The following is a 13,272-nucleotide window of genomic DNA, read 5'->3' on the forward strand; positions in this document are numbered from 1 at the left end:
AAGTTGTTCCTGACGCCGTGGGAGTGGCTGAATATGCTCACGTACTGCGGATCCGTACAGTCTTGGGAATGCGATCACATAGGACATCTTAACATAACGGGCTACATGGCTACGTTCAACGAAGCGACATGGGTTCTGTTCGCATCCATCGGTTTGACCAGAGACTACATGGCTCGCGAATTACGTGGAATGTCAGCGGTTAAGCGCGAGATCGACAACTCATCAGAACTGCTGCCTGGAGATACCTGCCACATCGAATCGGAGATAACCGACATCGGAACGACATCGCGCAAAGGTAGGCACGTGCTCCGAAACGATGCGTCGAAACAAATCAGCGCGAGCTGTAGATTTACGGCCGTCCATATCGACAGAGTACATCGCGCACCCGTGCCACTACCAGCCGAAATTCGGGATCGCGTGGTTAGCCGCCATTCCGAGACAGACGTCGGAGCACAGACATGTCATTCGGGATAGTGGCTGCAGACGAAACGGCTCGAAAATGAAGTTGCTGCTGGGCAGCGAAAGACCGAGACAGTCGCGCTTTCGTTTCTTGAAATGGCACGGGCATGCCCGCCAGGGCCAGCTTGTTGCAAATTCGCCAATACGCCTGTGACTTACCCCGCACTTCCTGATCGAAGATATGCGGCAAGCTCCCTCACGCGCACGGGGAGCGATCGCGCCCGCGGCAGACACACCGACGCCCGTCGGCATGCCCAGGCCTCCGCGAGTGCAACTATGCCAAGGCTCAGTGCCTTGCGACAATTCCTCGCCACCCTCGAGTCGACAATAGTAATCCCGGCGCCGGCGCTGACCGCGCAACAGGCGAAGCGCTGGGTCGAAACGCTCATGCGCACCATTAGACGCTTCCCATATCTGATCGCTTCCTCTTCGAGTGGAACCGGTCGTCCCCAACCGTCAGAATGCCTCACATATTCGAAGTCAAGAGTGTCCCGAAACCGCCAGCTTGGGCGACGCGTGAGAGCGTGCCGAGGCGGCGTTACGATGACCCTCTCTTCTGCCGCGAAGGGATGGGCGCGAATTGCGTCGACATTAGTTGTAGGGAGTACAGCAATTCCGAGATCCACTTCCCTATCCGACAACAATCTCACCACTTCGGAATCCGAAGCATCGATAACATCGACATTGATTTCCGGGTGCTTCCGTAGATACGTCGACAGGCGAGTGGTCAATAGGTCATCGCCGGTCCCGTCAGAAGCGATTCGAATCGTATGACTCGGTGGTCTGCTCATTAGCGCGCGCTTCATCAGTTCAAGACTGAGCCCTTAGTACGAGCTTCATTACATACCATCGCCCGCTCAGGGCGCGCCAAACGCACACCAAGACCCTGTCTAACGGGCAGTGATCATTCCCGTATCGCGGAAACTTGCTTAGGACACGAGTTGTCGAGACAGGGATAATGTACTATATTATCCCTGTAGAAGCAATAGAAAGGCAAAGGTGAATGTGGAGAGGCGACTGTGGAAGGTTATCATCATCGCGGTCATGCCGCTCGTGGTCGGGCTGCTGTTGCTGCCGAAGACCAAGGGCCGGGATATCACGAAGCGACGATCATTCCGGAATCGCGCTCGGCTTGGATTCAAGCCGAGATCTCTAGCAATCAAGACGCGAGACACTGCTGACGGAGAAAATCAATGTCCATCAAACCACTCAATCCAACCGATCTTCCCAAGCCGATTGCTCCCTATTCAATGGCCACCAGGGCGGGTGACACAGTATACGTGTCCGGCGTCCTCGCGCTCGATAGCGATGGCAAGACGGTCGGCGGCGGCGACGCGCGCGCGCAGACAAGGCACGTGATCGAAACCATCAAGAAGATCCTCGGCGCCGGTGAAGCGACCCTGCGGGATGTCGCGTTCAACACTGTGATCATCAAGGATATGGCGGACTATGCGGCCGTCAACGAGATCTATCGCGAGTATTTCGGGGCGCACCCGCCGGCGAGATACTTGATCGCTGCCAAGCTCGTGCGTGAAGATCTCTTGGTTGAGATCGCTTCGATTGCGCACGTTTCCGCAATCTAGCCTGCTGCAAGCGAGAGGCGAGCGTGAATTCCGTCGAAGCACTCGATGTTCGCATGGAAGAAATCGGCTCCTCTTGCACGCGGTGCGGAAAGTGCTTTCAAGCCTGCCCGACGACGGAGCCGGCCGGTATCAAGGACGCGGTACCGACCAAGGTCTTGTCCGGCATCGTGGACATCCTTCGCGGCAATGCAGGCCGTGTCGAAGCGGAGGCCTGGGCGCGTCCGGTGGTTTGAGCAGCGACTTTTGCGTCGAGGCCTGTGACCACGGAGTGAACCCCGCATGATGGTGCGTCTCAGCCCATCGTATTGCCTCATGTGAGGATGTTACTTTCGCTTGACGGACGTAGCGCTGACTGTCGGCCGGTCTGAGGTTGCGTCATTGCTTGCAGGATCGGAGGGACTGGGGACGTCGCGGAGTGCCCATCACACGCAGCGCCGGCCCCGGTCCCGGGATCACCAATGGTGGCCGGTGCCGTACGCCCGGCCATGCGCGGGATGATCACCTCGGTTGCGTTGCGTCTGAGTGATCGCAACAAGCGCTGCACGATGGTGTGCTGCGGCGGCCCAAACTTTTCGGGGGCGTGTTCGGCGAGACGACCGAGGATGGCCCGCGCGGTCAGACGAGGTTCGGCCGCGAGCCAGCGCTCGATGTCGGCGAGGTGCGGATCGAACATCGATGGCATTCTCATGCGCTTTTTGTATGGCTTGCGCATGCGCCGATGGATGATGCGCTGCTCCCCCAGATGCACCTCATTGCCGAGCCCCTTCGCGAACGCTGCCGCGTTCGTTGCCGTGCCGGTGGGCTGGCCGCTGCCGCGAGCTTACCCGCGCGGGCGCCGACGCGCGCGCCAAGCTCCGCCTGGGCGTCCCTCATCTCAGCCAGCAGAGCCACGGGATCGAGCGTGCGATAAAGCTCTCGAAGGCGCCGTTTGACGCCTTTGCTCAACTTCGGATGCGCCAGTCCGCGCGCATAGGGCGTGGCCGGGCCATGATAGCGCTTGATCACCTTCGCGCCCTCGCGTCGCTTGTCCTTCAGCTTGAAGGACGGCTGGAAGAAGTTGGTGTGCAGCCGCGATGCCGCATACAAGCGTTCCAGCACGCGCGTCGTCTCGACGCCATCGAAGCGACCGTATCCCACAAGTCGCCGGACGACCGCGCCATTCTTCTGCTCGACGAAAGCCTGATCATTCTTCTTGTAGGCGCGCGAGCGTGTCACCTCGATCTTTTGCGTGCGACACCAGGGCACGACGACATCGTTCGTAAACGCGCTGTCGTTGTCGAAGTCGGCGCCGCGAATGAGCCAGGGAAACAGGTTCTGTGCGCGCTCCATGGCCCGCACGACGAGGCCGCTCTCGCGCGTCACCAGCGGCATGCATTCGGTCCAACCAGTCGCGACGTCGACCATCGTCAATGTCTGAATGAACGAGCCAGCTACAGATGTGCCGCCATGAGCCACCATGTCGACCTCGCAGAACCCCGGCGGCGGATCGTGCCAGTCGTTGAACGTCCGGATCGGAACTTCACGCCGTACCGCCGAATAAAAGCCGACCCGCCGACGCTTACCGCCGGCCGCGGCAATTTTGGTCTCGACCAGCAGGCGATCAATCGTGGCTGCGCTGACGCCGAGCACCAGCGCTCGATCGGCCTGGTCGAGCTTGAGCCGGCCATGCCGCTCCAACGAAGGGAGCAACGTCGGAATCATTACCTTGAGCCGCTTGCCGCAGATCCGATCCGAGGCCTCCCACAGCGCCACCAGCGCATCCCTGATAGGGGCGCCATCGGTCGGCCTTCGCTGCCGCCGGGCCTCCGGCGAAATTGCGACATGGCCGGCAAGCGCCCGAACCGCGTGCTTGCGATGCCAGCCGGTCACCGCGCAAAGCTCGTCGAGTATGCGCCCCTTATCTGCCCGCCTTGCTGATCGATAGCGCTCTACCACCGCCGCCGTGAGCTCGCGCCGCGCACCCATGCTGATCCGTCCTGCCATCGGCGACACCGAGCCGATTCGGTATCGCCGCCCCAATCCTGACGGTCAGTTCTCCGGTAACATTCTTGATGAGGCAATGCGCCCATCTCGCGATGACGCGGCGGCGTGATGGTGAAGTCGTCAAGAGCAACGCAATGCGGTCGTTTCGAGCCATAGCGAAGGCCGTGCGCATCATCTCGAGGCGGCAGCCTGAAACCGATGCAATCGAACGAACTTCGGCCTCCTCCAGGTCAGGAGAGGTTGGGAATTCGTCCAGATATCGCGATCTATACTGGCTGCAACGTCCGCAAGACGCCTCACATCCTGATACTCTGCCTCGACGTGATCCGGCGATGGGCATGAGCTACAAAGTCGTCGTCGGCCCCTCGGCCTGCTGCGGGGTCTCCAAATTCTTCCGGTGACGCGCACACCTCCGGTCGTGCTGGGCTCAGCACACTGAAGCAGATCGAAGCAATTGGCGCCCGTGGAAAGGTGTCCTGGTGTCCGAGCTGCCAAACAGACTTCGACAACGTCATCATTCCCAACCACAGGCGAATGGCCGGTGACCACGCCTTCGCATTGACACCTTTCGTCCAGTTCCTTGAGCGACACATCGATACGCTGAAGGAATTATTCGTTTTTCCGTTCACGAACGCGTCGCGCTCAATGAGCGGCCCGGCTAACCAGGGCGACGCCAATCTCGTCTTCCAGTTCCCGAATACCCCGACTGATCGTCGATTCCCAAAGACCCAGCTCGATCGCCGCTTGTCGAAAGCTCCGCTTCTCTGCAGCGGACTTAACATAGCGTAAATTCCCAAGCACAACCTTCAATGCGAGGATCGCACTTTTCTCGACCAGCATGAGTCTAAATGAGGCCGAGATAGTCGCGCGAGCGCATCTCGATGAGGCGTGACACAGCCCGCCTTGACTCCAGCGATTCAGGGAAAGTGTCAGACTGATCGGGTGGCAAACCTATTGCCCCGCCGAAAACCGCAACCATACCAAGATAAATGCTGTGTGGGTCGCCATCGGCAGAAACGATGAGTTTCACGTGCCGTACGTAGAGAACATCGATAAGTGAACAGAGGCGCTTAACGTGATTCCGATGACTGAATCTCGCGGGCAGACCCTCAATAATGAGAGTATGAAACCTCTGTGCTATGGTGATGTAATCTACGACTGCCATTGGGGCGAGGCACAAATCGCGGAAACTGAAGCGAGCGACGCCACGCGCTTGAAGCGGTACGCGGATCGTTCGACCTACTACGGGCAATGTTAACGGCTCGGGTGGGACATTATCGGTGAGACGAGCGAAGAGGCGATCAAGTGCGGCCTTAGCGTTTGCATCCGCTGGCGTATACCAGACGCCTTCCCCTTTCCGTTTTTTTAGACGAAAGTCGGTACGGGCGTTGAGGTTCACTACGTCAACGTGCGCTTTCAAAAGTGCAATGAAGGGCAAGAATAATTCACGATAGATACCACCCTCATAAAGGCAATCCGGATCGACATTAGAGGTTGCAACAAGCACGACGCCTTGAGAGAACAATTCGGTTAGGACGCGCCCGATCATCATGGCATCGGCGATGTCTGTAACGACAAGCTCATCGAAGCAAAGAAGTCTCGCTTCTTTCACGAGTGCTCGAACCGTACGTGAAAGCGGATCACCATCGCTCATACGGCGGCTTTCCATCTTCTCGCGAGCTTTCCGGAGGCGGTCGTGCACATCCGCCATGAACTCGTGAAAATGTATCCGGCGCTTGGCTTCCAACGGGACACTCTCGAAAAAAAGGTCCATGAGCATCGTCTTGCCCCGGCCGACTCCGCCGAAAATATACATTCCGCGCCGCTTTTCGGCGGAGATGTCCCCCCGACCGAGAAGTTGGTTCAAGCCAAAGCAGGTCTGCTTGATGTCCCTGAGTTGGTGCGCCAACGCATCGAGCGCGACCACCACAGTCTCTTGCGCCGGATCGCGCTCAATTGTTCCACTCGCAACGAGAGCGTCATAGCGCTCGGTGATGGTGGCGGGGCCCGATGGAACGGAGGGGCTTACGTTCTGGTGCATCGTCATCTGTCTCAGAAGAAGAATGGACGAACGACGAGTTCAAGGCCAAGAATGGCAAGGAAGATCAGGAACCAGCGCCGAAAAGTTGTGGCGCTTATGCGCTCACGGATCGCTGTTCCGACCCACATGCCCAGCGACGATGGAATGACGGCAAGTGCGGACAAGGTAATATTCCCAAGATGGAAAGCTCCGCCACGAGCCAGGCCCGCCGCAAGCGCAATCGTCGAGACCGTGAATGACAGCCCGATCGCCTGGATAAGATTATCTTTGGAAAGGCCGAGGGCCTGAAGATAGGGAACGGCGGGGATCACAAGAACCCCGGTTCCTCCGGTGATTACCCCGTTCGTCAACCCAATAACAGGCGATAGTAAACGCTCAAGGCGCGCGGGAACCGACACCGGCTTCGCCCAGAGGCTATGCACTGCATAGAGAGCCAGGGCGGAGCCCAATCCAACACTTGTCCATTCAGCATTGGCGCGCGTCAGAAGCCATGAGCCGGCGATTGTGCCAGGCACGATGCCGAGCATCATCAGCCAAAGCCTTTTCATCACGGCAAGGAAAGCCGGCCCCGTAGACAGTTGCCAAAAACTGGTGAAAAAGGATGGAATAACCAGCAGCGAAGCTGCGCTGACGGGCGACATGACCGCACCGAGAATACCCACAGCGACGGTCGCCAACCCCATCCCCGTCACGCCCTTGACGATCCCGGCGAGGAGGAACGTCAACGCGATAATTAGGACGTGCGGCGATAGGTAATCGTTCATTTTGGCTCACCCGGCTTGGAAAGTGTTGCATTCGATGATTTCGCGTGAACCGATGGCACCCGTGCGCTCATGGTGTGACGGGCCGGCGAGCGAACCCGGCCCGCTTCGAGAGGCCGTCGACGGCATCCCTCAACGCATCGCGCAGGGCCTTGAATGCGCTCCGATCGTGCTTCGGCGCCGTGATGACGATATAATCCCGATCGGATCATGGCGAACCGCTGCGTCCGGCAGGCTCCGTCATGCTACGCGGATGAGTTTCTTGTTCAGGAACTCGCCAATACCGAGTTCGGAGAGCTCGCGCCCGTAGCCCGAGTTCTTGATGCCGCCGAAGGGAAGATCCGGTGCAGTCCAGGTCGGCGCGTTGATGAACACCATGCCGGATTGGATCTCGCGTGCGATCCGCTTTCCGCGCTCGATGTCGGTGGTCATGATCGTGCCGCCGAGACCGAATGGGGAGTCGTTGGCGAGGGCAATGGCGGCCGCGTCGTCGGGCACGCGGAACATCAACGCCACGGGCGCAAAGAATTCTTCGTAGAAAGCCGGATTGTCGGACGTGATGTCGGTGATGATTGTCGGTTCGAGATAATAGCCGGGGCGCTCGACCCGCTTGCCGCCCAGGAGGACCTTCGCTCCGACTTTGATCGCGGTCTCGATCTGCTGAAGAACCAGCGCGAGCGCATTCTCCGTGCAGAGTGGTCCGAGCGTCGTAGCCTCGTCCATCGGATCACCCGGCACGAGCTTTTCAAGCTCGGCCTTGAAGCGGCTCATGAAGGCGTCGGCGATAGCCTCGTGCAGGATAAACCGCTTGGCCGCCACGCAGCATTCGCCGGTGTTGTTCATCTTGGCCCAAACCCCCAATCTGACAGCGTCGTCCAGATTGGCATCTTCGACCACGATGAAGGCGTCGCTGCCGCCCAGCTCCATTGTGCTCTTCTTCATCGCGTGGCCTGCCTCCGACGCGACCGCGGCGCCCGCCCTCATGCTGCCGGTCAACGCAACTCCGATGATGCGCGGATCGGCAATGATCCGGGCAGCCTGCTCGTTGCTGACGAACAAATTGCTGTAGGCTCCGGCAGGCGCGCCGGCATCGATGAACAACTCTGCGAAGGCGAGCGCGCACTGCGGCACGTTCGGCGCATGCTTTACGATGAGCGTATTGCCAGCCATTAGGTTGGGACCGGCAACCCGGGCGAGCTGGTAATAGGGAAAATTCCAGGGCTCGATGCAGAACAGCACCCCCATGGGCGCGCTCTCCACCCATGCCTCCCCATCCGCGTTCTTTAGGGGCTGGGCTGCGAGGAACTGTGCGGCGTTATCGGCATAATAGTCGAGAATGTCGGCACTCAGATCCACCTCGGCACGAGCCTCAGCGATGAGCTTGCCCATTTCAAGTGTAACCAGTTCCGCAAGCTTCCCGCGCCGTTCGCGAAGGATGGCCGCCGCCTTCTTCGCGATCGCCTTCCGATGCTCGATCGGCCGCCTAGACCAGTCCAGTGAGTATAAGGAATGAGCTCGGCCTATCGTCTCTTCCACATGAGCATCATCATGCTCGGCGAATGTCTTTAGGGTTCGTTCGTTGAACGGGTTGATTGTTGCATAGCCCATGAGGGCCTCCTTCCGCGCTATGCGCGCTGCTTCAGTGAGTTTGCGCGTTCGACTGCCTGATGCGCCGCGAATGCTGCGCTCAAAGCGTGCCGGTCAGGAATTCCGCCTCGCCAAAGCCGAAGCTCCAGTCCGACTTCGTGTTTGTCGTCAGCGAGATCATGACGTCCGTCCGCGCGAGGCCGCACTGGCGCTCGAGCTCGTCCGCGAGTGCCTTGTACAAGGCCTGCTTCAACTCGTCGCTCCTGCCGACGCTGACGATGGAAATCAGCACCAGGTCTTTGCTGCGTTCGATGCCAAGGCCGGTGTCCTGAACGATGAGCTCATGCGCAGGATGCTGGTGCACCACCTCGTAGCGGTCGCGCACAGGCACGTTCGGCGCCTTCACGACCGCCTCATGTGCCGCATCGAGGAGCTTGGTGATCTCGGGCATCGCTGCGACCCTCAACCACATCAAATCGAAGTAGGGGCATGTCTTTCTCCGTTGAGCCGTAGCCTCATATGCTCCGGCCTCGGTCCAGTGCGGTAAGAGCTGCGCATGGATCACCTCGACTGCTGAGGAGGGGGCATTGAAAGCTTGATCTCGGACGATCTACGGTGAATAAATTTGGTATCAAGGAATGAAAGTGCGGCTCCGTTGTGCAGAAAGTGTAGTCGACGGATTGGGAGCGGGTGAAGATATTCCCGGAGGTCGCGCGCGGACGGTAGATCCTCAAAGCGTCAGAAAATCTGCGACTGAATCACGCGACGGTTGGCGGCAGTTGACCGCGCTGGAAAAGAGCCTGAATGCCAAGCTGCTCGAACGGCACACATCCGGCTGCACGCTGACCGCCGCAGGCTGGGTCCAGGCGGCAGAGTGCGCGGAAGACAGGTCTGCCTGATGTCCCTGAGTCGGTGTGCCAACGCATCGCACATGGCCACCACTCTCTCGCGCTCAATTGTTCCACTTGCAGAGAGAGCGTCATAAGCGCTCGGTGATGGTGGCGGGGCCCGATGGAACGGAGGGGCTTACGTTCCGGTGCATCGTCATCTGTCTCAGGAGAAGGATGGGCGAACGACGAGTTCGAGACCAAGAATGGCAAGGAAGATCAGGAACCAGCGCCGAAAAGTTGTGGCGCTTATGCGCTCACGGATCGCTGTTCCGACCCGCATGCCCAGCAACGATGGAATGACGGCAAGCGCGGACAAAGTAATATTTCCAAGATGAAAAGCTCCGCCACGAGCCAGGCCCGCTGCAAGCGCAATTGTCGAGACCGTGAACGACAGCCCGAGCGCCTGGATAAGATTATCTTTGGAAAGGCCGAGGGCCTGGACATAGGGAACGCCGGGGATCACAAAAAACCCAGTTCCTCCGGTGATTACCCCGGTCGTCAACCCAATAACAGGCGATAGTAAACGCTCAAGGCGCGCGGGAACCGACAACGGCTTCGCCCAGAGGCTATGCACTGCATAGAGAACTAAGGCGGAGCCCATTCCAACACTTGTCCATCCGGTATTGGTGCTTGTCAGAAGCCATGAGCCGGCGAGTGTGCCAACCACGATGCCGAGCATCATCAGCCAAAGCCTTTTCATCACGCCGAGGAAATCCGGTCCCGTAACCAGTTGCCAAACATTGGTGACAAAGGATGGAATAACCAGCAGTGAAGCTGCGCTGACGGGCGACATGACCGCCCCGAGAATGCCCATAGCGACGGTTGGCAGCCCCATCCCCGTCACCCCCTTGACGATCCCGGCGAGGAAGAATGTCAACGCGATAATCAGGACGTACGGCGAAAAGTAATCGTTCATTTTGGCTCACCCGGCCTGGAAAGTGTTGCATTCGAAGATTTCGTATAAACCGATGGCAGCCGCGCACTGATGGTGTGACGGGCCGGCGAGCGAACCAGCTCCCATCAAGATGCGATCTCCTCAATCCCTTGTGCTACCATCGAAAATCGGAGAATATGACGTCGCATCTAGTAGAGTAAGCGAGCCAGCCAAACGTCACAATTGGTAGTTTCCGATGGGAAAGTTCGGCAGAAACGAAGGAAGGGCATTGCGCTTCGATTTGACGGATATGCGGTTGTTCCTGACCGTGGTGGAGCAAGGCAGCCTCACCAGGGGCGCCGAGGTCATGAATCTAGCTCTCGCATCCGTGAGCGAGCGCATTTCCGGAATGGAAACTTCGCTTGGCGCGCAACTTCTGGAGCGAAACAGGCGGGGGGTCACTACGACTGCGGCCGGTGATGCCATGATCCGCCATGCCCGTTTGATCCTGGACCAGGTGGAGCAGATGCGTGGAGAACTGCGTACCTACGGCACTGGCCTGAAAGGGCGCATCAGGCTCTTGTCCAACACGGCCGGGTTGGCTGCTCTTCTACCGCATCAACTCGGCCGATTCTTGGTAGCCTATCCGGATCTTTCTATCGACCTCCATGAACGGCCAAGCACTGAGATTGCACTGGCCATCGCAGAAGGTCGCGCTGATTTGGGAGTTGTGGCCGACGTCGCCGATTTGGCAGCATTGCAAACTCGCCTTATCACGCAAGATCAACTCGTCGTTGTGGCGAGCGAAACGCATCGCATCAGCGATCAACGATCGATAGCTTTTGTGGAAATCGTGGGTGAGCCGTTCGTCGGCTTGTCCGATGCTGCGCTGGAAGCTCATTTGGGAGAACGTGCAGCCCGCCTGGGTCGCCAGATTTACTACCGCATTCAACTCAGACGGATTGAGAGCGTCGCGATGTTGGTTAGGTCCGCTGTTGGGATCGCCATTTTATCGGAGGCTTCCGCTAAAGACTTGGCACACCTCGGCTTGGCTATTGTGCCGCTGCAAGACCGCTGGGCGCTTAGGCGGCTTTATCTTTGCGCGCGTGATTTCTCTGCGCTCACGCCGCACGCCGGCTTGCTCGCGCAACAACTTATGGAGCCGAAGGTCGCAATCCCTTAGGCGCTATGGCTGGCACATCGCGGTGCGTGGATTGGCATCGAGCGGGTATAGGCGTAGCAGCACGGTTTTAGGTATCCGGTGCTTTCAGCCTAATCCCTCCTGTTGAGGGAGAGGCTCAACCGCATCGCCATCCGATTCCAGCCGTTCCGTAAGGCGGTGCGTACCGCTCAGCCTCGATCAATATGGCCGCACAGTCGCGACCTGTTCGGTCGATGGCGCGGACCTCGGCGAATGGCTTGTGCGCAAGCGCCTAGCGCTGGACTGGCCTCAATACTCAAAAGGTAGATATGGCAGCGCCTAGCGCGACGCTGAGTGCGTCGGCCGGGGAATCTGGAAGGGTAGCTATGTCGAGCCCTGGCTCTATCGCGCCTGCATCCGTGCGAATGGAAAGCCATCCGCCTGCTCGGATGATGCGAATGCGCAAAAAGCCTCTGCGCATGCAGCCTTGATTCAGAGATCCGTGCGGACTGGCGCTCCAGATCAGTTCGGGCGTCTCCCCTTCGGGGCTGTCGTCTTCGCTGAAATTCGGCCCTGGGGGCCGGGCTTTCACCCTGCCGGGCTTCCATCCCTGACGCGGAGCAAGCACCTCTGCCAGCAATCTACGTCGGCGCCGCGATCGTACTCCGGCATTAACATCCTGCTGCTTTGGGGCGCCACTCTCGAGAACGGTTTTGCAGGACAAAACTGGCTCACGTTCCGTCAGGCGCTCTTGCTTGCGCGATGGCGGCAAGACCGGCGCCGACATCGACGCGGCCAAGGCGGTCGGCAAGCTGCTTGCCGAGCGCGCCGTGCAGAAGGGCGTCAAGGAAGTCGTGTTCGACCGCGGCAGCTACCTCTATCACGGGCGCGTCAAGGCGCTTGCGGATGCCGCACGCGAGAGGGGCTGAGCTTCTAACGAGATCGAAAACTTACGACAGGGGTATCGACCCCGTAGAAATTGGAAAACACCATAGCAGGTGAACGCGAACGCGGCGGACGCGAACTGAGCAGGAAGCGCGAGGAGCGCGACAGCGAGTTCGTCGACAAGCTCGTCCACATCAATCGCGTGGCGAAGGTCGTCAAGGACGGCAAGTGCTTCGGCTTTGCGGCGCTGGTCGTGATCGGCGACCAAAAGGGCGCGCAGGCTTCGGTCACGGCAAGGCGCGCGTTGCGCGAAGGCCGTACGTTGCATCACGACATTTTCGGCCGTCATGGCGCCGGCCGTGTCTACCTGCGTGCCGCTCCGGCCGGTACCGGCATCATCGCCGCGGCCCGATGCGCGCGGTGTTCTAGAGGCTGGGCGTCCAGGACGTGGTCGCCAAGTCGAAGGCCGCAAAGACGATCAAGATCGAGCAGACCGGCGGCGCAATCCGCCGCCATCACTCGCAGGGCTCGACCCTGATCGGCCTCAAGCTCAACAAGATCGGCCGCACTGCCGAACTGCCCGACAGCCCGGAAGTTCGCGGCATGATCGCCAAGGTTCAACACATCGTCCGCATCGTCGGCGACAAGTAATCTTTCTTAAGGAGAAGCGCGATGAAGCTCAGCGATAGCGCCGACAACGCCGGCTCGCGCAAGAAGCGCATGAGTGTCGGCCGCGGCATCGGTTCAGGCAAGGGCAAGCAGGCCGGCCGCGGCGGCAAGGGCCAGACCGCGCGCTCGGGCGTGCGCATCAAGGGTTTTGAAGGCGGCCAGATGCCGCTGCATCGCCGTCTGCCCAAGCGCGGCTTCAACAACGTGTTCCGCGTCGAGTTTACCGAGATCAATCTCGACCACCTGCAGCAGGCCGTCGACGCCAAGCCAATCGACATAACATCTGCGTCATTGCCGGCGTTTGCCTTCTGGAACAATGGACTTATCGAAGCCGGATACCAGATAGTATCCGACGACTGCTGAGGGTTCGGGTCCGGAAATTGCGGCAGCAGGGGGCGC

Annotated in this window: 15 protein-coding genes and 4 pseudogenes; 10 read left to right on the forward strand and 9 right to left on the reverse strand. The window is 59.4% G+C overall.

Annotated elements, in window-relative coordinates:
• The first annotated feature begins 33 nt into the window (after positions 1-33).
• Complete coding sequence (locus ACZYOF_RS18010) at positions 34-474, forward strand: acyl-CoA thioesterase (RefSeq protein ID WP_463716596.1); 441 nt, start codon at positions 34-36, stop codon at positions 472-474.
• A gap of 140 nt (positions 475-614) precedes the next feature.
• On the opposite strand, the gene ACZYOF_RS18015 is transcribed toward ACZYOF_RS18010, so the two are convergent.
• Positions 615-1,265 (reverse strand): LysR substrate-binding domain-containing protein, encoded by a 651-nt coding sequence (locus tag ACZYOF_RS18015; RefSeq protein ID WP_463716582.1) that lies wholly within the window; start codon positions 1,263-1,265, stop codon positions 615-617.
• Positions 1,266-1,652: 387 nt separating this feature from the next.
• On the opposite strand from ACZYOF_RS18015, the gene ACZYOF_RS18020 reads away from it, so the two are divergent.
• Complete coding sequence (locus ACZYOF_RS18020; RefSeq protein ID WP_282532687.1) at positions 1,653-2,042, forward strand: Rid family hydrolase; 390 nt, start codon at positions 1,653-1,655, stop codon at positions 2,040-2,042.
• A gap of 23 nt (positions 2,043-2,065) precedes the next feature.
• Positions 2,066-2,275: a 4Fe-4S dicluster domain-containing protein gene (locus ACZYOF_RS18025; protein WP_463716583.1), complete on the forward strand. Its 210-nt coding sequence runs from the start codon at positions 2,066-2,068 to the stop codon at positions 2,273-2,275.
• A gap of 77 nt (positions 2,276-2,352) precedes the next feature.
• On the opposite strand, the gene ACZYOF_RS18030 is transcribed toward ACZYOF_RS18025, so the two are convergent.
• The 7 genes from ACZYOF_RS18030 to ACZYOF_RS18060 form a co-directional block, all read right to left on the reverse strand.
• On the reverse strand, positions 2,353-2,715 hold the full coding sequence (locus tag ACZYOF_RS18030) for a hypothetical protein (protein WP_463716584.1): 363 nt from the start codon (positions 2,713-2,715) through the stop codon (positions 2,353-2,355).
• Positions 2,716-2,726: 11 nt separating this feature from the next.
• Positions 2,727-4,025 (reverse strand): integrase catalytic domain-containing protein, encoded by a 1,299-nt coding sequence (locus tag ACZYOF_RS18035; protein ID WP_463716585.1) that lies wholly within the window; start codon positions 4,023-4,025, stop codon positions 2,727-2,729.
• Between the two features lie 642 nt (positions 4,026-4,667).
• Positions 4,668-4,865 (reverse strand): helix-turn-helix domain-containing protein, encoded by a 198-nt coding sequence (locus ACZYOF_RS18040; protein ID WP_282531958.1) that lies wholly within the window; start codon positions 4,863-4,865, stop codon positions 4,668-4,670.
• A gap of 4 nt (positions 4,866-4,869) precedes the next feature.
• On the reverse strand, positions 4,870-6,066 hold the full coding sequence (gene zapE, locus ACZYOF_RS18045; RefSeq protein ID WP_463716586.1) for a cell division protein ZapE: 1,197 nt from the start codon (positions 6,064-6,066) through the stop codon (positions 4,870-4,872).
• An 11-nt stretch (positions 6,067-6,077) separates the two neighbouring features.
• A complete protein-coding gene (locus tag ACZYOF_RS18050) occupies positions 6,078-6,830 on the reverse strand; it encodes a sulfite exporter TauE/SafE family protein (protein WP_282531956.1) in 753 nt (250 codons plus the stop codon).
• A 237-nt stretch (positions 6,831-7,067) separates the two neighbouring features.
• The gene (locus ACZYOF_RS18055) at positions 7,068-8,435 is read right to left on the reverse strand and encodes an NAD-dependent succinate-semialdehyde dehydrogenase (RefSeq protein ID WP_463716587.1); all 1,368 of its coding nucleotides are present in this window, start codon (positions 8,433-8,435) and stop codon (positions 7,068-7,070) included.
• A 79-nt stretch (positions 8,436-8,514) separates the two neighbouring features.
• Positions 8,515-8,865 (reverse strand): tautomerase family protein, encoded by a 351-nt coding sequence (locus ACZYOF_RS18060; protein WP_282531954.1) that lies wholly within the window; start codon positions 8,863-8,865, stop codon positions 8,515-8,517.
• Between the two features lie 328 nt (positions 8,866-9,193).
• Here ACZYOF_RS18060 and ACZYOF_RS18065 point away from each other — a divergent pair, with 328 nt between their 5' ends.
• Positions 9,194-9,313 (forward strand): LysR family transcriptional regulator, encoded by a 120-nt coding sequence (locus ACZYOF_RS18065; protein WP_282531953.1) that lies wholly within the window; start codon positions 9,194-9,196, stop codon positions 9,311-9,313.
• Between the two features lie 154 nt (positions 9,314-9,467).
• On the opposite strand, the gene ACZYOF_RS18070 is transcribed toward ACZYOF_RS18065, so the two are convergent.
• Complete coding sequence (locus tag ACZYOF_RS18070; RefSeq protein ID WP_282531952.1) at positions 9,468-10,220, reverse strand: sulfite exporter TauE/SafE family protein; 753 nt, start codon at positions 10,218-10,220, stop codon at positions 9,468-9,470.
• Between the two features lie 214 nt (positions 10,221-10,434).
• Here ACZYOF_RS18070 and ACZYOF_RS18075 point away from each other — a divergent pair, with 214 nt between their 5' ends.
• The 6 genes and pseudogenes from ACZYOF_RS18075 to rplO form a co-directional block, all read left to right on the forward strand.
• Positions 10,435-11,361, forward strand: coding sequence for a LysR substrate-binding domain-containing protein (locus tag ACZYOF_RS18075; protein ID WP_463716588.1), 927 nt, complete (start codon positions 10,435-10,437; stop codon positions 11,359-11,361).
• Between the two features lie 460 nt (positions 11,362-11,821).
• A pseudogene (locus ACZYOF_RS18080) lies at positions 11,822-12,019 on the forward strand (hypothetical protein); the annotation flags it as partial.
• Positions 12,020-12,074: 55 nt separating this feature from the next.
• Positions 12,075-12,248: pseudogene (locus ACZYOF_RS18085) on the forward strand (50S ribosomal protein L18); the annotation flags it as partial.
• 62 nt (positions 12,249-12,310) lie between these two features.
• A pseudogene (locus tag ACZYOF_RS18090) lies at positions 12,311-12,630 on the forward strand (uS5 family small ribosomal subunit protein); the annotation flags it as partial.
• A gap of 21 nt (positions 12,631-12,651) precedes the next feature.
• Positions 12,652-12,855, forward strand: coding sequence for a 50S ribosomal protein L30 (gene rpmD / locus ACZYOF_RS18095; protein ID WP_463716589.1), 204 nt, complete (start codon positions 12,652-12,654; stop codon positions 12,853-12,855).
• A 21-nt stretch (positions 12,856-12,876) separates the two neighbouring features.
• Positions 12,877-13,200 (forward strand): annotated as a pseudogene (gene rplO / locus ACZYOF_RS18100) (50S ribosomal protein L15); the annotation flags it as partial.
• Positions 13,201-13,272: the final 72 nt, after the last annotated feature.

It is taken from the genome of Bradyrhizobium sp. LeoA1Lang (assembly GCF_055413685.1).